The organism is Agrobacterium leguminum, assembly GCF_005144435.2.
GTDB classification, from domain to species: Bacteria; Pseudomonadota; Alphaproteobacteria; order Rhizobiales; family Rhizobiaceae; genus Agrobacterium; species Agrobacterium leguminum.
Genome location: NZ_CP120212.1, coordinates 1,087,465 through 1,106,432, shown reverse-complemented (window position 1 = coordinate 1,106,432; position 18,968 = coordinate 1,087,465). Strand labels below are relative to the sequence as shown.

Annotated in this window: 19 protein-coding genes and 1 pseudogene; 11 read left to right on the top strand and 9 right to left on the bottom strand. The window is 57.3% G+C overall.

The window, feature by feature from the left end:
- Nucleotides 1-49: 49 nt before the first annotated feature.
- Genes CFBP4996_RS19640 through CFBP4996_RS19630 form a run of 3 tightly spaced genes read right to left on the bottom strand, consistent with a single transcriptional unit; the run spans nt 50 to nt 1,403 of the window.
- Nucleotides 50-505, bottom strand: coding sequence for a hypothetical protein (locus CFBP4996_RS19640; protein WP_080854118.1), 456 nt, complete (start codon nt 503-505; stop codon nt 50-52).
- Nucleotides 502-660: a hypothetical protein gene (locus CFBP4996_RS19635; RefSeq protein WP_162936058.1), complete on the bottom strand. Its 159-nt coding sequence runs from the start codon at nt 658-660 to the stop codon at nt 502-504. Before CFBP4996_RS19635 ends, CFBP4996_RS19640 begins: the two co-directional genes overlap by 4 nt.
- Complete coding sequence (locus CFBP4996_RS19630; RefSeq protein ID WP_080854119.1) at nt 657-1,403, bottom strand: hypothetical protein; 747 nt, start codon at nt 1,401-1,403, stop codon at nt 657-659. The genes CFBP4996_RS19635 and CFBP4996_RS19630 overlap by 4 nt, the downstream gene beginning before the upstream one ends.
- Before the next feature lie 501 nt (nt 1,404-1,904).
- Here CFBP4996_RS19630 and CFBP4996_RS19625 point away from each other — a divergent pair.
- The 11 genes and pseudogenes from CFBP4996_RS19625 (at nt 1,905) to CFBP4996_RS19575 (ending at nt 12,323) form a co-directional block, all read left to right on the top strand.
- Nucleotides 1,905-2,546 (top strand): helix-turn-helix domain-containing protein, encoded by a 642-nt coding sequence (locus CFBP4996_RS19625; RefSeq protein ID WP_080854121.1) that lies wholly within the window; start codon nt 1,905-1,907, stop codon nt 2,544-2,546.
- A 77-nt stretch (nt 2,547-2,623) separates the two neighbouring features.
- A complete protein-coding gene (locus tag CFBP4996_RS19620; RefSeq protein ID WP_080854122.1) occupies nt 2,624-3,427 on the top strand; it encodes an ORF6N domain-containing protein in 804 nt (267 codons plus the stop codon).
- Nucleotides 3,428-3,482: 55 nt separating this feature from the next.
- Nucleotides 3,483-4,091 carry a hypothetical protein gene (locus tag CFBP4996_RS19615; RefSeq protein WP_080854123.1) on the top strand — a complete coding sequence of 203 codons (609 nt, stop codon included), beginning with the start codon at nt 3,483-3,485 and terminating at the stop codon, nt 4,089-4,091.
- Nucleotides 4,088-4,756, top strand: coding sequence for a hypothetical protein (locus tag CFBP4996_RS19610; protein ID WP_080854124.1), 669 nt, complete (start codon nt 4,088-4,090; stop codon nt 4,754-4,756). Before CFBP4996_RS19615 ends, CFBP4996_RS19610 begins: the two co-directional genes overlap by 4 nt.
- Nucleotides 4,753-5,184 (top strand): hypothetical protein, encoded by a 432-nt coding sequence (locus CFBP4996_RS19605; RefSeq protein ID WP_080854125.1) that lies wholly within the window; start codon nt 4,753-4,755, stop codon nt 5,182-5,184. Before CFBP4996_RS19610 ends, CFBP4996_RS19605 begins: the two co-directional genes overlap by 4 nt.
- Nucleotides 5,181-5,318: pseudogene (locus tag CFBP4996_RS29555) on the top strand (hypothetical protein); the annotation flags it as partial. The gene CFBP4996_RS19605 and the pseudogene CFBP4996_RS29555, both read left to right, overlap by 4 nt.
- A gap of 14 nt (nt 5,319-5,332) precedes the next feature.
- Nucleotides 5,333-6,373, top strand: a complete 1,041-nt coding sequence (locus CFBP4996_RS19600; RefSeq protein ID WP_080854126.1) for a tyrosine-type recombinase/integrase — start codon at nt 5,333-5,335, stop codon at nt 6,371-6,373.
- A gap of 641 nt (nt 6,374-7,014) precedes the next feature.
- The gene (locus tag CFBP4996_RS19590; RefSeq protein ID WP_078052177.1) at nt 7,015-8,610 is read left to right on the top strand and encodes a peptide ABC transporter substrate-binding protein; all 1,596 of its coding nucleotides are present in this window, start codon (nt 7,015-7,017) and stop codon (nt 8,608-8,610) included.
- 54 nt (nt 8,611-8,664) lie between these two features.
- Nucleotides 8,665-9,588: an oligopeptide ABC transporter permease OppB gene (oppB, locus tag CFBP4996_RS19585; RefSeq protein ID WP_035265000.1), complete on the top strand. Its 924-nt coding sequence runs from the start codon at nt 8,665-8,667 to the stop codon at nt 9,586-9,588.
- On the top strand, nt 9,581-10,711 hold the full coding sequence (locus CFBP4996_RS19580; RefSeq protein WP_080854127.1) for an ABC transporter permease: 1,131 nt from the start codon (nt 9,581-9,583) through the stop codon (nt 10,709-10,711). Before oppB ends, CFBP4996_RS19580 begins: the two co-directional genes overlap by 8 nt.
- Nucleotide 10,712: 1 nt before the next feature.
- Entirely contained in the window at nt 10,713-12,323 is a 1,611-nt protein-coding gene (locus tag CFBP4996_RS19575) for an ABC transporter ATP-binding protein (RefSeq protein WP_162936059.1), read from the top strand.
- A 75-nt stretch (nt 12,324-12,398) separates the two neighbouring features.
- Here CFBP4996_RS19575 and CFBP4996_RS19570 read toward each other — a convergent pair whose 3' ends face one another.
- Genes CFBP4996_RS19570 through CFBP4996_RS19545 form a run of 6 tightly spaced genes read right to left on the bottom strand, consistent with a single transcriptional unit; the run spans nt 12,399 to nt 18,954 of the window.
- Complete coding sequence (locus CFBP4996_RS19570; protein WP_080854128.1) at nt 12,399-13,286, bottom strand: ribokinase; 888 nt, start codon at nt 13,284-13,286, stop codon at nt 12,399-12,401.
- A 12-nt stretch (nt 13,287-13,298) separates the two neighbouring features.
- Nucleotides 13,299-15,104 carry an ABC transporter ATP-binding protein gene (locus CFBP4996_RS19565; RefSeq protein ID WP_080854129.1) on the bottom strand — a complete coding sequence of 602 codons (1,806 nt, stop codon included), beginning with the start codon at nt 15,102-15,104 and terminating at the stop codon, nt 13,299-13,301.
- 4 nt (nt 15,105-15,108) lie between these two features.
- Nucleotides 15,109-16,047: an ABC transporter permease gene (locus CFBP4996_RS19560; RefSeq protein ID WP_035264986.1), complete on the bottom strand. Its 939-nt coding sequence runs from the start codon at nt 16,045-16,047 to the stop codon at nt 15,109-15,111.
- Entirely contained in the window at nt 16,047-17,021 is a 975-nt protein-coding gene (locus CFBP4996_RS19555) for an ABC transporter permease (RefSeq protein WP_080854130.1), read from the bottom strand. Before CFBP4996_RS19555 ends, CFBP4996_RS19560 begins: the two co-directional genes overlap by 1 nt.
- Nucleotides 17,018-17,998 carry a nucleoside hydrolase gene (locus CFBP4996_RS19550; protein WP_080854131.1) on the bottom strand — a complete coding sequence of 327 codons (981 nt, stop codon included), beginning with the start codon at nt 17,996-17,998 and terminating at the stop codon, nt 17,018-17,020. The genes CFBP4996_RS19555 and CFBP4996_RS19550 overlap by 4 nt, the downstream gene beginning before the upstream one ends.
- Nucleotides 17,995-18,954: a nucleoside hydrolase gene (locus tag CFBP4996_RS19545; RefSeq protein WP_080854132.1), complete on the bottom strand. Its 960-nt coding sequence runs from the start codon at nt 18,952-18,954 to the stop codon at nt 17,995-17,997. Before CFBP4996_RS19545 ends, CFBP4996_RS19550 begins: the two co-directional genes overlap by 4 nt.
- Nucleotides 18,955-18,968: the final 14 nt, after the last annotated feature.

Sequence of the window (18,968 nt, the reverse complement as noted above, 5' to 3'; positions counted from 1 at the left end):
CATTTACGGGCAATCAGCTGCAGCTTGATCTTGATGATTTCGAACAGGATCATGCGCCAAACCTCGCTTTGAATTCCTCCGATACGGGCGGCGGCTCTGGCATCTCGGCCAACGTCGCCGGCTTGTCGTACTGGCTGATGAAGTCCGGCCATTCGCGACGAGGGCCACAATCTTCGGGCAGATCGTCGTTCAACGGCTCGTTCAAATCCCGCGGCACTCGATGCCAGAGGCAGAAACGGATGAATTCGCGATGCGATTCTGGCCAGAGAAGCTCAGGCTCTTTGCCCGCCATCAGGTGGTCGAGCGCTGCGCCTGGCCTGGGGCCAAGCAGAAAGCACTCGCGCATCAGACGATGTGAAAGCTTAGCTTCCCTTGTTCGCCCGTCAGTTCTGCCGCGTGCATTGTTCATGCCGATGACAATCGTCCAGCCGAAGACGCGCTGCTGCGTGAAATCGAGAAGTCGATGAGCTTCGTATTCCGTAAGGGTTTGGGAATAGCCGTTCATGCCACGCTCCTTTTCAATTGAACGATTTCGCCAGCCTTTGGCGTAGGCGGCCAAACAGGCTCTGCGGCGATTTTGCGAATGACTGCCGGCATGATGTCGATCACGTTCGGCGGATAGTTCTTCGGATCAGCTTTGAAAAAATCGAGTTGCGTCATGCCGCACTCCTCGCATCGGCCAGAATGCCTTCGAGGTCATACGGGCTGAGATTTCCGTCCATCAGGCGATGAAGGCATTCATCGAGAAGCTCTTGAGGGACGCCTTTGCTCAGAAGGAATGTCCGGCCTTCTGCTGCTGAAGAAGGCTTAGGATACGGAGTGAACATCGTCTCTCGCGTATACGTACCCTCTCTAGAGTCTCTTTCTTCATCATAAGCAGAATCTTCCTCTCTGCTCTCTGCTCTCTGCTTCTCTGCTCTCTGTATAGGGGAAGTCTTCGGGGAAGCCTTACCGGAAGCCTTCGGGAAAGCCTCATGAACAGCAGTTTTGAACCCCTTACCCAAGCTCTCCGCATAGGCGATAGACCGTTGAATAATAAGGGTTTTCAGATCGCATTCGGGAAGCATACCGGCCGATTTCGCCCACGCTTTTACGACGTTCGGAGACTCCGGTTTGTTGTATTTTAGGAAGTTCGGCAGGGCCAAAAGATTGGCCTTCGGATCGTAATCCGCCATGCCTTTGTCGATGACATCCTGTAAGGCTTCACGAAAGGCTTCACGATAGCCTTCGTCACCTCTGGAGAGTTCGGCAGCCAGCCCATCAGGCGTGGCCCGGATGGCGCCGAGAGATGTCATCATCGGATGCGTGAGGAGCATGAACCATGCAAGCTGCCCATGAAGCGTCAGCGACATGAAGCGGGCATCATTCCACACGTGAACGTCGATCTTGCGGTAATGGCTCATCCGAAAGCCCTCCGCAGCATCCTCATATTGCGGGCTTCCTCGACGGCTTCACGAGCCTGAGGCATGGAAAGGCCAAACCGCGTCGCCAACTCCTGGGCGGGTTCGAGTGGCCAAGTTGACAGGTTTGAAAGCCAGATGGCGGCAGAGGTGGCGCTCATGGGAACACCTGCCGCGACTGGTAAGACTGTCGGACCTGCATCCACGAGGAAGTCGTGACAGCACCCTCACTTATCATTTCAAGTTTCGCCATAACCGAAACTGGCGGCTCACGCTCGCCAGTCTCATACCGCTGCCATGTGCGAGAGGGGTTCTTCCCTGTAATGCCGAGCATCGAAGCAACGCCCGCCATTGTCATTTTTCGTTGCTGTCGCCAGCGCTTTGGGGATTGAGTGATTGTGCTCATAATCATTAAAGTAAGCCATAACGGCTATGTTTGTGTCAACACAAAATTAGCCAAATCGGTTATGTATTCCTAAATGGTTCTAAGCCATATTGGCTTCCATGAGCAAGCAAACGAACAACATCGCAGAAATTCGGCGCAAAAAGAAAATCACCCAGCAGCAACTGGCTGACAAACTCGGCGTCCATGTCATAACCGTAAGCAAACTTGAGCGCGGAGTAATGCAACTCACCGGTAGTTGGCTTGAGCGCCTGTCTGATGCGCTAGACGCCCCACAAATGGATATATGGGGCGGATTCCAACTATTCAGCATGGACGCCAGCGCGCGTCTCCATGATGGAGAAAAAATAGAAGTTGTGGACCCTCAAGAAAACCGCTTCAGCGCCTTTCGTAACCCGTTGGGTGACTATGATGCGAAATGGATACATGTCCAAGACGACGCGATGTTGCCGTTCTTTGGCGAAGGGGATTTGCTTCAGTTCACATTAATTTCAGATCGGGAATTGACCGTCATCCATAAGTTCCAAGGCCGACTTTGCATGTATAATTTGGCTGGTGAAACCGATCTGTTTGTCGGAACAATACATAAAGTTCATTCCAAAAAAGTTTTTGATATCAAGACAATGAACGGAAGAACGATGAAGAATGTCGAGATTGAATATTTTTGGTTTCTAAGCGGGTATCTGTCCACATGGGGGATCGTCGCGCATTTCGACACTTCGGACCTCGGGAAGAAAACTTAGCCGTATAGGCTTATTTTCAATTGACATGGTGTTAGCCGTTATGGCTTATTAACTCCATCCTAACCGATGGAGCGAACATGCATACCGTAGAAATCCATGGGAATGCACTTCCGGTAACCGCCTTCAATGGCGTGCGCGTGCTGACGACCGAACGTCTGGCAAAGGTGTTCGGCGCGTCCACAACTCAGGTCATCAACAATTTCGACCGCAACGCTCATCGTTTCGAAGAAGGCAAACACTTCTTCAAGGTGGACGGCGACGATCTGCGCGACCTGAAGAACAGCATCTCTTTTAGGGATGCTGTTGGTAAGAACGCCAAAAGCCTCATGCTCTGGACAGACCGCGGCGCATCGCGCCACGCCAAGATCCTCGATACTGATATGGCGTGGGACGTTTACGGTGAGCTTGAAGAAGCCTACTTCGCAAATCGCGCTGACCGTCGCCCGATGACGATGGCAGAAATGGCCCTGCAGAACGCTCAGGCGCTTGTCGATATGGAGCGCCGTCAAGCCGAACACGACGCCAAGCTCGAGGCAGTTGTCTCCGACATTGCTGAAATCAAGCAGGCGCACACGGTTCTTGAGCGTATGCCGACCGACTGCGAAGGCATTGAGCGCATTCGCAAGCGGATGAACAAGGAATATTGCCTGTCCGTACCGGTGGTCGACAAGATCATGCGCGACAGCCCGTTCGCGCCGACGGTTCGCGTGCTTGTGCGCAATCAACACGCTGAAGGCGCGCACAACTCCGGCTTCGCTGTCAAAGAAGTCTCGGCAATCTTCAAGCGCTTCGTGAGCGAATGCCAGCACTCGGCCGGCGCGCTCCATACCCATCCCTACATCGACGGCCGATTCAGACTGGTCCTGCCAAAACACGAATGATGACCTGCTGATTTTTCAGCAACCCCAATTCACCTGACAACTTGGAGACACCATCATGCCGAATACGATTCCGGCCGCTGGCGAAGCCATGCCCGAAATTACCCTCGAAGCCATGATTGTCCGCTACCTCGCGGCGAAAGCGATAGTGGACACGGCCAAGGAGGCCACTCAAGGAACCCCTGCTGAAGCTGAATTCCATGCATCGCTGGAAGCTCTTCAGGAGACGGACGCCAAGCCATCGACCTTTGATGGGGCATTGCAGGCTCTACGCCTCGCGGTGCAGGAAGTCCATGACTTCGACGGGCCCGAGATGGTGCCGAACCTGCTGGACGGTGTGCTTGCGCTTCTGGAAACTCGTGAAGTTCAGCGCCCGGTTGATCCCGTCATAGTCGCCGTTCAGGCCTACCGTGACGGCAACAAGGCCTTTGAGGCCATTCCCAGCGCAGACCACCACAAGCATGGCGGCGAAGAAGCCGTTATCGCGAAAACCTACGGGCCGCCCCTTAAGGTTCTCAAGGAATGGGACGCGCCATGCACTTCAAAAGAGGGCGCGATTACCGCCCTTCGTCACGCCCTTGAAGAATGCGATGCGTTCTCCTGTTCCGACAGCCTCACCGCCATGACGCGTGCGGCCCTCCTTTACTTGGAAGGAGCACCAGAATGAAAACGACCCGTCGCACCTTTCTTGGAGGCGTAGCTGCTGCCGCGCTCCCTGTAACTGCCACGGCCTGCGAGGGTGTAACGACCGCGCAGACCAAGCCGTCGGCGCTGGTGGCGCTGATCGCGGCCTACAACAAAGTCACGGAGGAAGCCAATCACCTTGATGGCTTGTCTGAGGCACTCTGGGAAAGCCCCGAGCGGCCGCCAATCGCAATGCTGGAGAGCGCAGAGCTGACGCACTCCTACCGCTGGCATATGCTACGCCAGAAGATGGTCATGACGCGGGAGGGCGTGAACGAACTGTTCGACCGCGAAAATCGTCTACTGGAAGCTAACGCCAAACTGGTTGAAAAACCGGCGACGTTTGCTTCGAGATTTACCAAGGTCGAAGTTGATCGCGAGCATTACCTTGCGATATTCGACGCCCGCGAAGCGCGCTATCAGGCCTGGGCCACATCGAGCGGGTTCCAGGATCTCGGCAAAGAGCAGGATCGCCTCTCCGGTCTGGAAAACGATCTGAACGAAGCCATCATCGCGCACCCGATCAAAACGCTGGAAGACGCGCGCATGAAGGCCGCGCACATCAAGAACGTCTACGGCTCGTCCATGAACGGCCAGGATCAGGCCGTCTTCCTCGCAACCCTCATCAACGCGGGAGAAGAAGCATGAATACCGCGATCAATGGTATCCCGGCTCAGTTTCTTCGTCCGGAGCAGGACTGGCTCAACGAGTTGGATATGACGGCTTTCGAAGGTCGTCAGTTCAACGCAGTGTACGAAGCTCTGTCGCTCGCCATAACTGGGCTGTCCGGCGTTATGAACCAACCTAGGAGCAAGACTGACAGGGCACTCAATCCAGCAGGCAAATACCTCAGCACGATGTTCGAGTTTATGCACTCGGAACGGACGCGGCTGATCGAGACGCTGAACCACCGGAAGCCAAAAGACGACGACGAGGCGCACTTTCGTATGTGTCTGCTCATACAGTACGAGGCTGAATGCCAGGACATGGAAGCAAACGAGCTGGCAGCCTTCGTCAAGTCATTCGACAAAAGCGCCTCTGTGGATAAGTCGAATAACGGGGAGAACGACGGATGATCCGACCTTTTACCCCCGAGACACTAGCCGACCGTTGGGAATGCTCGGCACGTCATATCCGCAAGCTATGTGCGAGCGGGGCGCTACCGTCTTTCCGTCTTGGCGGAAAGCTCCTCAGGATCAGACTGGAAGACGTGGAGGCATACGAATGCCAGAATGGAGACTTACCCGGCTCAACGGGGAATTCTGCGTTACATGGGACGAAGCCGGAGGAATCCGCCGACGTTATCGACTTGGCACAACAGACCAGAAAGAGGCGTCCCGCCGCGCCGCGTCTCGATACGCGGAGCTGATACGGCCAAAAGGAACCACCATCGCCGATCTCTGGAAGGCGTACTGCGTAGAGAAGGAGGGCAGGGCGGTCGTCAGCACCATGGGGTTCACATGGAAGGCGCTGGAAGCCCGCTTCGGGCCGATGGAAGGCACGGCCGTCACCGTGCTGGATTGCCGTGCGCATACTGAGGAGCGTCGAAAGGCCGGAATTCAGGATGGCACCATCTACACCGAGTTGGGCCACCTGAGAACGGTTCTGGTCTGGTCGATGAAGAACGGCCTGATCGATCGCGCCCCCCATGTAGAGCGGCCACCGAAGCCAGATCCCAAGGAGGGATATCTGACGCGGGTGGAAGTTATGCGGCTGATGGAGAAAGCCAAGGTGCCGCATATCAAGCTGGCGGTCCTGCTGATGATCGGTACCGGGGCCCGAAACGCTGCAGCCTTGGAATTGACGTGGGATCGCGTTGATTTTCAGCGGCGGCTTATCCAGCTCCGGAATCCGTTCGATCAGTCCCGACGGAAGGGCAGGGCAACAGTGCCGATGAACGACACACTGATGCAAGCGCTGAAGGAGGCAAAGGACGCCGCCCTATCACCGTTTGTCATCGAGTGGGCCGGCGTGCCGGTGAAGTCGATCAAGAAGGGGCTGAAGGCTGCGGCCAAGGCTGCCTATCTGGACGACGTGTCGCCGCACATGCTTCGGCACTCAGCCGCGGTTTGGCTCGCAGAGGACGGACACAGCATGACGAGGATTGGCCAATTCCTTGGACACTCCAACAGCCGTATCACGGAAAAGGTATATGCCCGGTATTCGCCGGAACACCTGCGCGACCTGGCAGATACCTTGGACATGAAAAACAATGACCCGGAGCCTAGGTATCGAACCTCTGACCCGGTAATGAAAGCAGTTTGATAACGATATCAACGGCCTGATTTACGAAGTGCTCCTCAGGTTCAGCGAACCTGAAATTCGGAACACAGACGGAACGTAAGACCGGAAACGGCAGTTTACGAAGCGGATATGTCCCAGAAATGCAGGACTTTCCGCCGGAGGCCGAAAGTTGACATCGTAGGGGTCACAGGTTCAATCCCTGTCACGCCCACCATCCGAATTCTTGAGTATCAAGGCCTTGCGAGAGATCGCAGGGCCTTTTTACATACTGGCCCCCAGCGAGTGACGCTTGCATCTGCCTTACCGTCTTCGACGCCACGCGGTTCGGAGATAACGTTCGTATCGCGCAGGTCTTTCACGATAGATTGACCCCCGGGTTCGGATTTCTGCTCTGGGGGTATTCAGATCAGTTGTCGACAGTCCGGGCATTGAAAGAGCATCGACGAGGTCACGGCGCTTTCCAGTCAGGCGTTCGAACCGGCTTTAGGTCATCACACCGGGGATGGCTTATCGCGATCTGTAGCGATCACAGGTCCCACTTGGGCGGTTTTCTTTGTCTGCCGAGGTCACGGCTTCCCATCAACTCACAATTTATTGTTGTTGCGCTTCGGAGCAATATCGCCTTGTTTGTAGACTCAAAATCTTCACGGGGAGAGAAAATGATGTCCATAAAAACAACAACTCGCGCCACTCTGCTGGTAGGATCGCTTCTGATTGGGGCGAGTTCTGCACTTGCAGAAACAGTTCTACACCGCGGCAATGCCGGGGAACCGCAGACGCTCGATCAGGCACAGACCTCCATCAACATCGAAGCCTTTATCCTGAAAGACCTTTATGAAGGTCTCACCATTTACGATGCCGCCGGCAAGATCGTTCCCGGTACGGCGGAAAGCTGGACACTGTCTGAGGACGGTACCGTCTACACGTTCAAACTGCGTGCGGATGCGAAATGGTCGGATGGCACGCCGGTAACGGCCGGAGATTTTGTGTTCTCCTACCAGCGCGTCGAAGATCCGAAGACCGCCGCAAAATATGCAAATATTCTTTACCCGATCAAGAACGCCGAAAAGATCAACAAGGGCGATGTTCCGGTTGACCAGCTTGGCGTCAAGGCGGTGGATGACAAGACCCTTGAGATCACACTCGAGCGCCCGACACCTTTCTTCCTTGAACTCCTTTCTCACCAGGCGGCTCTGCCAATCTCCAAGGCAAGCTACGAAAAGAATGGCACCGACTTCGTAAAGCCCGGCGTCATGGTCTCGAACGGTGCCTATAAACTCGAAGCGCATGTTCCCAATGACAGCTTGACGGTCGTCAAGAACACCAGTTTCTGGGATGCATCCAACACCAAGATCGACAAGGTCATCTTCTACCCGATCGACGATCAGGCCGCATCCGTTCGTCGTTTCGAAGCAAAGGAAATGGACCTCGCCTACAACTTTTCCGCGGATCAGATTGACCGTCTGCGCAAGGCCTATGGCGAACAGGTTCACGTTTCGCCGACGCTTGCTACCTATTACTACACCTTCGATACCCGCGAAGCGCCGTATAATGACGTCCGTGTCCGCCAGGCGCTCTCCATGGCGGTGGACCGCGATTTCCTCGCCAAGGAAATCTATAGCGGTTCTCAGATTCCGGCCTATTCCATGGTTCCTCCGGGCATGGATTCCTACAAAGAGCCGGCAAAGGCCGACTTTGCCACGCTGTCTCAGCTCGATCGTGAAGACGAAGCCCTCAAGCTCATGAAGGACGCTGGTTACGGTGAGGGTGGCAAGCCGCTTTCCATCGAAATCCGTTACAACACCAACCCGAACCATGAACGCGTCGCGACGGCTATCGCTGATATGTGGAAGAACACCTTCGGCGCGAAGGTGTCGCTGGTGAACCTCGACGTCGCCTCGCACTATGGCTACCTTCAGGAAGGCGGCAAATTCAACGTGGCGCGTGCCGGTTGGGTTGCCGACTATGCGGATGCCGAAAACTTCCTGGCGCTTTCGGTATCTTCCAACAAGACCTTCAACTATTCCAAGTTCAACAACGCCGAATACGACGCGCTGATGCAGAAGTCCTACGACGAGAAGGATCCTGCCGCTCGCTCCAAGCTGCTGCATGAGGCAGAAACCATCCTCATGAAGGAACAGCCGGTTGTTCCGCTTCTGACGCAGGCCGATCTCTGGCTGGTTTCCAACCGCGTCAAGGGTTGGGTCGACAATGCTGCCAATGCACACCTCAGCCGCTTCCTGAGCGTTTCCGAATAAGCAGCGTCGGCACGGTGGCTGACACCACCGTGCCATGCCGGAGCCCGAAAAAGCATGATCTCGTTTATCCTGCGCCGTTTGGCGAGTGCGGTGCCGACTTTGTTTATCGTCGTCACAATTTCGTTTTTCCTGATGCGTTTCGCACCGGGCGGTCCGTTCAATCTTGAACGTCCCCTGCCGCCGCAGACGATGGAAAACCTGATGAGAACCTATCATCTGGATGAACCATTATGGCGCCAGTATCTCATCTATCTCGGCAATGCCGTCACCGGCGATTTCGGTCCGAGTTACGTCTACAAGGACAATACCGTCGCGCAGTTGATCGGCAAAGGTCTGCCTTATTCGCTGGAACTCGGCAGCTATGCTCTTTTGCTGGCGCTGGTGGGCGGCGTTCTTGCCGGCACCCTGGCCGCGCTCAGGCAGAACAGTGCCTTCGATTTCTCGATCATGTCCATTTCGACGGTCGGCGTTACCGTGCCGAACTTCGTTGTCGCACCCGTTCTCACGCTTGTCTTTGCCGTCATACTCGGACTTCTGCCCGCCGGCAGTTGGGGCGACGGATCGCTGAGGTATCTCATCCTTCCGATGATCGCGCTCGCTTTACCGCAGCTTGCGGTTATCGCGCGTCTGACACGCGGCGCAATGATCGAGGCTTTGCGGATGGACCACATTCGCACCGCCAAGGCTTACGGCCTTCCGGCGCGCAACGTGGTGGTATTCCACGCCATGCGCGCGGCGATGCTTCCGGTCGTTTCCTATCTGGCTCCGTGCGCCGCGGCACTGTTGACGGGTTCGGCGGTCATCGAGACGATCTTCACTATTCCGGGTGTCGGCCGCTACTTCGTTCTTGGCGCGATCAATCGTGACTATACCTTGGTGATGGGAACCGTCGTTCTCGTCGCCATTTTTGTTATCCTGTTCAATCTCGTGGTCGATATTCTCTACGGCCTGCTCGATCCGAGGGTCAGACATGACTGATATCCCCGGCAATATTGCCCCTCAACCATTGGTAAAAAGCCGAAGCCTGTTCCAGCTGGCAGCCCTGCGTTTCAGACGAAACAAGGCCGCCATGGCAGGTTCCGTCATGCTGCTGCTGATCACGCTTTTCTCGTTCATCGGTCCGCATTTCCTCACGCACACCTATGATCAGGTGTTTTCGTCCTATGTCTCCGTCCCGCCGAGCCTTGAGCCACGCCCGGATGTGAACAACCTGCAAGACGTGATGGAGGGCGTTGCCAGCCGGGCGCGCGTGGAGCTGAAGGAATTCTCCGTCGAAGGGCAAAGCTTCACGGCAACCGTCACCTCCAGCGGTCCGATTGACCCGCGCACGACACGTTATTTCGACCGCGCCAACGAATTCGAAAACACAAAGGTCGTTGCCACCGAAGATGAGGGGCGAACACTGAAGCTGGAAGGCGATGTAAACCGCGAATACTTCTTCTTCGGCACGGATTCGAACGGTCGCGACATGCTGGCTCGCGTGATGCTGGGTGGGCAAATCTCGATCGCCGTCGGCGTTCTCGCCAGCCTCGTTTCACTCGGAATCGGCGTTCTTTACGGCGCAACCGCGGGGTATATCGGTGGGCGTGTCGACAATGTGATGATGCGTTTCGTCGAAATCCTCTATTCGCTGCCTTTTGTCTTTCTGGTGGTCGTTCTGGTGGTGTTTTTCGGCCGCAGCTTCATCCTGATCTTCCTGGTCATCGGTGCGGTGGAATGGCTGGATATGGCGCGTATCGTCCGTGGCCAGACGCTTGCCCTGAAACGGCGAGAATTTGTGGGCGCCGCTCAGGCTTTGGGTTTGAGCGACTGGCAGATCATCCGCCGTCACATTATCCCGAATACGATTGGGCCCGTCGTCGTGTTCGTCACGGTCGTCGTACCCAAAGTCATTCTTCTGGAAAGCTTCCTCTCCTTCCTCGGTCTTGGCGTGCAGGCGCCGCTTACGAGCTGGGGTGCGCTGATTTCCGAAGGCGCCAACAATATCCAATCGGCCCCCTGGCTACTGATATTTCCGGCGATCTTCTTCGTGCTGACCCTGTTTTCGCTCAATTTTGTGGGTGACGGGTTGCGTGATGCACTCGATCCCAAGGATCGTTGACATGAATACGACATCTGAAACCATCCTCACCGTCCGTAATCTCAAGGTCGATTTCACAACGCCGGACGGCACGGTGAAAGCCGTCAAGGGCATCGATCTTGAGGTCAAGCAGGGTGAAACGCTTGCCGTTGTCGGAGAATCCGGTTCTGGCAAAAGCCAGACCATGATGGGCATCATGGGGTTGCTAGCATCCAACGGCGTTATTGAGGGCTCGGCAAAATATCGCGGACGAGAGCTGATCGGTCTGCCGGTCGGCGAGCTGAACAATATCCGGGGTGCGAAAATCACCATGATTTTCCAGGAGCCGATGACCTCGCTCGATCCTCTCTACAGGATCGGCGCGCAAATCGCCGAACCGATCCTCCACCACAGGGGCGGCAGCAAAAAAGAGGCGCGCGCCCGCGTTCTCGAACTCCTGAAGCTCGTGGGAATTCCCGATCCGGAGCGGCGCATAGACAGCTATCCCCACGAACTTTCCGGTGGCCAGCGCCAGCGCGTCATGATCGCCATGGCTCTTGCGAATGAACCGGATATTCTGATTGCGGATGAGCCGACCACTGCGCTTGACGTGACGATCCAGGCGCAAATCCTCGACCTTCTGAAGTCGTTGCAACAACGCTTCGGCATGGCCATCGTCCTGATCACGCATGATCTTGGCGTGGTCCGCCATTTTGCCAATCGTGTGGCTGTCATGCGCCGTGGGGAGATTGTCGAGTCCGGTACGACGGAAGATATCTTCGATCGCCCGCAGGCGGATTACACCAGGATGCTTCTCGATGCCGAGCCCAGCGGGCACAAGCCGGCAATTAGTACAGAGGCGCCGGTCGTGCTCTCCGGCCAGGGCGTGACGATCGATTATACAATTCCTGGTGGCTTCTTGTCGAAGTCTCGCAGGTTTCGAGCCGTCGATGGCGTCAATGTCAACCTTCACCAGGGACAGACCATAGGCATCGTCGGTGAATCCGGGTCAGGCAAGTCCACGCTCGGTCGTGCGCTTCTGCGTCTAATTGTGGCAGATGGCCGTATTTTCTTCGGCGGGAGGGAAATTACCGGACTTGATCGGAAGGCAATGCGGCCATTGCGGCGGCGTCTGCAGCTTGTGTTCCAGGACCCCTATGGCTCGCTTTCGCCAAGACAGACGGTCGGAGAGATCATTACGGAAGGCCTGTTTGTGCATGAGCAACGGCTGAGCCGAGCGGAACGGGACAAGCGGGCAATAGAAGCACTGAAAGAAGTCGGTCTCGATCCCGCCGCTCGCAACCGTTACCCTCACGAGTTCTCGGGCGGACAACGTCAGCGTATCGCAATCGCCCGCGCGATCATCCTCAAACCGGATGTCGTCATTCTCGACGAACCGACATCCGCACTGGACCGATCCGTTCAGGGACAAGTTATCGATCTACTGCGTGATTTGCAGAAGACGCATGGCCTTTCTTACATCTTCATCAGCCACGACCTTTCTGTCATCAAGGCGATTTCGGATTACGTCATCGTCATGAGAAACGGAAAGATTGTGGAGGAAGGAGAAACGGATGCCATATTCAACAATCCGACCGCTGAATATACCGAAACACTCATCAAATCTGCTTTTTCAGTGGAAGCGGCACCATAGATTATAGCACGGCCATGGCAGGCCTTCTCTGGCCCTGAACCACCTGAAAAAGAGCGGCAACGTCATGCGGCCGGGTTAGTTGCACCTATTTTCGACGGAATCCGTAACCCGCCGCTCGGGAATACTGCTCTGACTGCCTTTTCGTGAGCATGTCAGCGCCGCGGCGATCGACGCCCGCCGCATCGCCGCCTTCAGCGGCAAGCCGCAGTCCAGTCCTGCGGCAAGCACGCCGACGAAACAATCGCCGGCTGCCGTTGTGTCCTCTACGTCGACGGGCATGGCCGCGATACGAACATGTTCGCCAAACGCGCAGGCTTCCGCGCCTTCACCGCCGAGTGTGCGCAGAACGCCGATGCCAAGACGCACAGACAAGGCCTCTGCCGATGCATCGCAACCGAGCCAACCCGCCAAAGCCTCGGCTTCGTCTTCATTGACGACAATCAGATCGCACAAAGACAGAACTTCTTCCGCCAAAGGAAATGCCGGTGCGAGGTTGAGGATCGAGATGGCCTTTGAGGCATGCGTGCGGCGGATGAGCTTTTCCACTTCGGCCACATCGTTTTCCATTTGCATGAGCACGACATTGGCCTGCTGCAACAAATCCTCCTCCACGCAATTCGAAGAAACCGCGAGGTTGGCGCCAGCCGCCACCACAATCATATTCCGAGCCTTGGCGTCGATATGGATCGAGGCATTGCCGGTCGGTTCGCCAAGAGAGGCGACGCGGCTGATATCCGTTGCCGTCTTCAGGTTCTGCAAGCCGATCTCGGCCAGACCATCCTGCCCGACCGCACCCACCATCACCACCTCGGCACCGTCCCGGGCCGCTGCAAGCGCCTGATTGGCGCCTTTGCCACCGGCTTCCGTGCGGAAACCTTTGGCAAGCAGCGTCTGGCCCGGCTGCGGCATGTCCTCGACCTCATAAACGAAGTCGACATTGATTGAGCCGAAGGTGATGATCATGACGCGGTTTCCTTAAGCGATCTGAACGAAGTGGCCTTCGCCGGCTTCTTCGTAGGTCCGCTTCGGCGGCACATAATCGGCAGCGCGGAACGGGCTTTTGATCTCGTCGTTGGAGATACGGCGTGTCTGCCGGCGCGAGGGATCGGCAATCGGGACCGCCGCCATCAGCCGCTTGGTATATTCATGCTGCGGGTTTTCGAAGACGGCCTGACGCGGGCCAATTTCGACGATCTCTCCGAGATACATCACGGCGACGCGGTGGCTGATGCGCTCGACAACCGCCATGTCGTGGCTGATGAAGAGATAGCCGAGGCCGTATTTTTCCTGCAGGTCCAGCATCAGATTGATGACCTGCGCCTTGACCGAGACATCGAGCGCGGACACCGACTCGTCGGCAATCAGGAGCTTCGGCTCCAGCGCCAGGGCGCGGGCGATGCAGACGCGTTGACGCTGGCCGCCGGAAAATTCGTGCGGGAAGCGATCCGCCATCGAAGCGGAAAGGCCGACACGTTCCAGAAGGTCACCAACGCGCTGACGCGCTTGCGAAGCTGGCGCCAGACCATGGGTGATGATCGGCTCGGCGATCGCCTGGCCGACGCGGATGCGCGGATTGAGGCTTTCGAACGGGTCCTGGAAGATCATCTGCGCTTCGCGGCGGATATCGGCGAGATCGCTCTTGCCGGCCGTGAGTACATTCTTGCCGCCAATCTGCACTTCACCGGATACCGCATCGGTAAGCCGAATGATCGAGCGGCCGGTGGTAGATTTACCGCAACCGGATTCGCCGACCAACGACAGGGTTTCCCCTTGACGCAGTTCCAGCGATACGCCTTCGACCGCGTGGATGCAGCCGATGGTTTTGCGCAGGAAGCCCTTCCTGATCGGAAAGCGCGTAATCAGGTTGTCGACCTTGAGGATCGGTGGGTGATTGCGCTTGACCGTATCCTCGGTTGGCTTGACCGGCTGGATTTCCCCGGTTGCCATGTCCACCTGCGGGAACCGCAACGGACGATCCTTGCCGGTCATCGAGCCAAGCTGCGGTACTGCCGACAACAGCGCGCGGGTATAGGGATGTTTGGCGCCGGCAAAGAGATCATGCGTCGTGCCGGTCTCAACCTGCTCGCCACGATACATCACCACCGTACGGTCGGATATTTCCGCAACAACGCCCATGTCATGGGTGATGAAGAGAACGGACATGCCTTCCTCTTCCTGCAATGTCTTGATGAGTTCGAGGATCTGCGCCTGGATGGTCACATCGAGCGCCGTCGTCGGTTCGTCGGCGATCAGCAGCTTGGGGTCGCAGGCAAGCGCAATCGCGATAACGACACGCTGGCGCATGCCGCCCGAAAAGTTCATCGGGTATTCGTTAAGCCGCGACTTTGCCGAAGGAATGCGGACCTTTTCCAGAAGCCGCACGGCTTCCGCCTGAGCTTCGGTTTCCGTCATGCCGCGATGCTGGCGCAGGACCTCGGTGATCTGCGCACCGATCTTCAGCACCGGATTGAGCGAGGTCATCGGCTCCTGAAAGATCATGCCAATGCGATTGCCGCGGATTTTCTGCATGTCTTCAAGCGGGATCGACAGAAGATCCTTGCCCTCGAACTCGATCTTTCCGGCCACGCGCGAATTGCCCGGCGACAGAAGCCGCATGATCGACATCGCCGTGACGCTCTTGCCCGAACCGGATTCACCGACAACGGCGACGGTTTCCTTCGGCGCGATATCGAAGCTGACATCGCGCACGACATTGCGCCACTCGCCACCGACGCGGAAGGCCGTGTTGAGATTGGAAATCGAAAGAATTGGATTGGTCATGATCTTAGCCCTCGCGACGCGGATTGAGGATGTCGCGCAGGGAATCGCCGATCAGGTTGATCGCGACGATGAGCAACAGAAGGGCGATGCCCGGGAATAGGCTGATCCAGTAATCACCGGAAAGCAGGTATTCGAAGCCGTTCGAGATCAGCAGACCAAGGGACGGTTCCGTCACCGGCAGGCCGATGCCGAGGAAGGAAAGCGTTGCTTCCAGCATGATGGCATAAGCGACGCGCATGGTGGCGACGACGATCAGCGGCGGCAGGCAGTTCGGCAGGATGTGCCGGAACAGGATGTTGCGGTCCGGCAGCGCCATCGAGCGGGCGGCATCGACATAGGCGCGTTTGCGCTCGACCAGCGCCGAACCGCGGATCGTGCGGGCATAATAAGCCCATTGCGTCACCACCAGCGCCAGAATAATCTTGTCGACGCCCTGGCCGAGAATGGCGAGGAAAATCAGCGCAATCAGGATCGCGGGGAAGCTGAGCTGGATATCGACGATACGCATCAGCACCGAGTCCAGCCGACCGCCGACATAGGCGCTGGTGAGGCCGATCGATGCGCCGATGACGAGCGCGATTGCCGCACTGGAGAGGCCGACGAGGATACTGGTGCGCAGGCCATAGAGAATGGCGCTGAACAGGTCGCGGCCCTGCGTGTCGGTGCCGATCAGATAGGTCATGCCCGACATGCTTTCCGAACCCGGTGGCAGGCGACCGTCGAGAATGTCGAGCTGAGCCAGATCATACGGATTTTGCGGTGCGATGACCGGTGCGAAGATGGCCGCCACGATAAAGATCGTCACCAGTATGATGCCGACGAGCGCGAGCTTGTCGTGCAGCAGCGCATGGACAACCTCCCGTGCGGGGGAACGCGAGGTGGATTTCGCGCCGCTGTTTGCGGCGGCATGAACCGAAACGGTCGAGCTGTTGTTGTCGGTCATCACGAATTCCCCTTAAGGCGAACGCGGGGGTCGACGATGGAGTACAGAATGTCGACCAGAAGATTGATGATGCTGAACATCACCACGGTGATCATCAGGTAGGCGAGGATGACGGGACGGTCGAGAACGCCGATAGCGTCGATGATCAGCTTGCCCATGCCCGGCCAGGCAAAGATCGTTTCCGTGACGACAGCGAAAGCGATCAGCGAGCCGAGTTCCAGACCGATGACGGTGATCAACGGGATCAGCGTGTTCTTCAGCACATGCACGGTGACGATACGGCGTTCCGGCAGACCCTTGGCGCGGGCGAAACGAACGAAATCGAGCTGCATGGTTTCCATCACGCCGGCGCGTGTAAGACGGATGACCAGCGAAATCTTGAACAGCGCCAGATTGAAGGCCGGCAGCAGCAGATGCGTCAAACCATCGAACGTGAAGAGGCTGAGCGGCACGCCAAGGACGTTGACAGTCTCACCGCGACCCGATGCGGGCAACCAGCCCAAATAGACGCTGAACAGCATGATCATGACCAGCCCGATCCAGAATGTCGGCAGACTGAAACCGAGGATCGAGAAGGTCATGATCGACTTGGAAATAAAGCCCTTCGGCTTGAGGCCGGCATAAACGCCGAGCGGAATGCCGATAACAAGCGCCATGAACAGCGCGACGAAGGCAAGTTCCAGCGTCGCCGGCATGCGGTTCAAAATCAGGGTCAGCGCCGGCTGGTTGAACACAAAGGAATTGCCGAGATCGCCGGAAAGCGCTCGCGTGAGGAACAGCCAGTATTGTTCCCAAACCGACTTGTCGAGGCCGAAGGACTGGATGACCTGCAGGCGTTCCGCCGGTGTCGCGGTCGGGCTCAGCAGCACGTCAACCGGATTGCCGACGAGATAGAGGCCGACAAAGACCAGAACCGACATGACAAAAAGCGTGAGCACGGTTTGTAGCGACCGGCTTAGAAGATATCCGCTCATGAGCTTGAGCCTCCCAGGGTTTTTCTGCCGAGCGCTGCACCGCCATGGCGGGCGATGCGCTCGATCAGCAATTCGATGAAACCGGCCTCGTCGACATCGGTGACGACGGTGGTGTTCGCCGCCCGGTCCATCTTCTTGTAGAAATCGGCGTAGGTGTAACCCATCGTGAGGCCGGTGACCTCAACGCCGACAAAAGCCTCGCGGCTGGTGAACAATTCGGGTCGGATCAGCCACGCGATCGTCGTCGCGTCATGGATCGGTCCGCCGGGTCGGCCGAAACGTTTGATGTCGCTGCGGTCGAAGGTCGAGAAAAGATTGAAAAGGGCATCACCCGCTTCGCCGCCGGCACGGAACCGTTCAAAATGTTTGGCCGTAAACAGCGCCTGGAAGGTCATGTCGAGCGGCATCAGCACAATCGGAACGCCAGACTGGAAGACGATTTCGGCGGCGTGCGGATCGGCATAGACGTTGAATTCGGCCCATGGCGTGCGATGGCCAAGTGCGGTGAAAGCGCCCCCCATCGAAACGATCCGGCGGATGCCGCGGGCAACGTCCGGATGCTGGATCAACGCCAGCGCCACATTCGTCATCGGCCCGATAGCGCAGATCGTGACCGGCTCGCCTGCCGCTGCCGCCGCCCGCGCCGTGCGGACGATGAACCGCACCGCGTTTTCTTCCGCCGCAACGATATCGCCAGGCTTGACCAGCGTATCGTCGAAGGCGCCGATGCGGGCATATTTCCCATAGACCTGTTCGCGCACCAGCGGACCGCTGGCACCGGCATAAACCGGCACATCACGCCGTCCGCTCAGGCCGACCAGCTTGCAGGCATTGGCGACCGTATCGCGAAGCGGCACATTGCCGGCGACAATGGACAGTCCCAGAACCTCGATTTCCGGCGAGGCAAGCGCCATCAGAATGGCGGCGGCGTCGTCCACGCCCGGATCCGCATCGATGATGACCTTGTGGGGTTTCATGCGACGACCTTTTCGGCATAACGCGACAGGCGCTCGAGGAAGAAAGCGATCACGCCTTCCGCATTGACCTTGGTGACGATGTCGGCATTCGGCTCCAGGCCGCTCTTGCCGTACCAGTCGGCAATCGTCTGGCCCATGCAAAGCTCGCTTTCATACTCGACGAAAACACGTGCCCTCTGGGTTTCGAACAGATGTGGCGCAAGAATATAGGCCATGACCAGGGGATCGTGCAGCGGGCCGCCTCGCGAACCATAACGGCGCACATCGTTGCGATCCCAAAACGCCATCAACTCGGCCAATGTTTCGGAAATACGGCCGCTGACACGCGAAAACTCGGCGACATGCTCCGGCTTCAACATGACCTGATGCGTGGCATCCAGCGACAGGGCAACAAGCGGAATGCCGCTCGAAAACACCACATGTGCGGCATGTGGGTCGGCCAGAACGTTGAATTCCGAGGTCATGGTGCGGTTGCCCGGTTCGCGATAAGCGCCGCCCATCATGACGATGCGTTCGATGCCTTCGGCAATCTGTGGCTTCATGCGCAAGGCAACCGCGACATTGGTGAGCGGCCCCAGGCAGCAGAGCGTGATACGCTCGCCCTGTTCGGCGGCCTTGCCCAGCGCGTCGATCAGGAAATCGACGGCGGACGTCTCTTCCGCCTTCTTCACCGGTTCCGGCAATACGGTGTTGCCGAGACCCGTCTTGCCATGAAACTGGCCATGGATCGGCTCACGCAGCATCGGCCGGAAGCAGCCGGCATAGACTGGGATGTCGGCACGATTGCCGAGTTCGCAGACCTGCAGCGCATTGCGCACCGTGCGCTCCAGCGGCTGGTTGCCACAGACCGGCGTGATGCCCAGAATCTTAAGTTCCGGCGACACGAATGCGGTCAACAGGGCAATCGTGTCATCGATACCGGGATCACAATCGACGATGATCGAAATCGGCTTCATTCTCAATGCCTTCA

Excerpts from the sequence above, each read along its gene's own strand:
- CFBP4996_RS19575 (WP_162936059.1), top strand. The coding sequence starts at position 10,713 with ATGAATACGACATCTGAAACCATCCTCACCGTCCGTAATCTCAAGGTC.
- CFBP4996_RS19630 (WP_080854119.1), bottom strand. The coding sequence starts at position 1,403 with ATGAGCCATTACCGCAAGATCGACGTTCACGTGTGGAATGATGCCCGC.
- CFBP4996_RS19605 (WP_080854125.1), top strand. The coding sequence starts at position 4,753 with ATGAATACCGCGATCAATGGTATCCCGGCTCAGTTTCTTCGTCCGGAG.
- CFBP4996_RS19560 (WP_035264986.1), bottom strand. The coding sequence starts at position 16,047 with ATGACCGACAACAACAGCTCGACCGTTTCGGTTCATGCCGCCGCAAAC.
- CFBP4996_RS19640 (WP_080854118.1), bottom strand. The coding sequence starts at position 505 with ATGAACGGCTATTCCCAAACCCTTACGGAATACGAAGCTCATCGACTT.
- CFBP4996_RS19545 (WP_080854132.1), bottom strand. The coding sequence starts at position 18,954 with ATGAAGCCGATTTCGATCATCGTCGATTGTGATCCCGGTATCGATGAC.
- CFBP4996_RS19625 (WP_080854121.1), top strand. The coding sequence starts at position 1,905 with ATGAGCAAGCAAACGAACAACATCGCAGAAATTCGGCGCAAAAAGAAA.
- CFBP4996_RS19565 (WP_080854129.1), bottom strand. The coding sequence starts at position 15,104 with ATGACCAATCCAATTCTTTCGATTTCCAATCTCAACACGGCCTTCCGC.
- CFBP4996_RS19610 (WP_080854124.1), top strand. The coding sequence starts at position 4,088 with ATGAAAACGACCCGTCGCACCTTTCTTGGAGGCGTAGCTGCTGCCGCG.
- CFBP4996_RS19620 (WP_080854122.1), top strand. The coding sequence starts at position 2,624 with ATGCATACCGTAGAAATCCATGGGAATGCACTTCCGGTAACCGCCTTC.
- CFBP4996_RS19635 (WP_162936058.1), bottom strand. The coding sequence starts at position 660 with ATGACGCAACTCGATTTTTTCAAAGCTGATCCGAAGAACTATCCGCCG.
- CFBP4996_RS19615 (WP_080854123.1), top strand. The coding sequence starts at position 3,483 with ATGCCGAATACGATTCCGGCCGCTGGCGAAGCCATGCCCGAAATTACC.
- CFBP4996_RS19550 (WP_080854131.1), bottom strand. The coding sequence starts at position 17,998 with ATGAAACCCCACAAGGTCATCATCGATGCGGATCCGGGCGTGGACGAC.
- CFBP4996_RS19570 (WP_080854128.1), bottom strand. The coding sequence starts at position 13,286 with ATGATCATCACCTTCGGCTCAATCAATGTCGACTTCGTTTATGAGGTC.
- CFBP4996_RS19555 (WP_080854130.1), bottom strand. The coding sequence starts at position 17,021 with ATGAGCGGATATCTTCTAAGCCGGTCGCTACAAACCGTGCTCACGCTT.
- oppB (WP_035265000.1), top strand. The coding sequence starts at position 8,665 with ATGATCTCGTTTATCCTGCGCCGTTTGGCGAGTGCGGTGCCGACTTTG.
- CFBP4996_RS19580 (WP_080854127.1), top strand. The coding sequence starts at position 9,581 with ATGACTGATATCCCCGGCAATATTGCCCCTCAACCATTGGTAAAAAGC.
- CFBP4996_RS19590 (WP_078052177.1), top strand. The coding sequence starts at position 7,015 with ATGTCCATAAAAACAACAACTCGCGCCACTCTGCTGGTAGGATCGCTT.
- CFBP4996_RS19600 (WP_080854126.1), top strand. The coding sequence starts at position 5,333 with ATGCCAGAATGGAGACTTACCCGGCTCAACGGGGAATTCTGCGTTACA.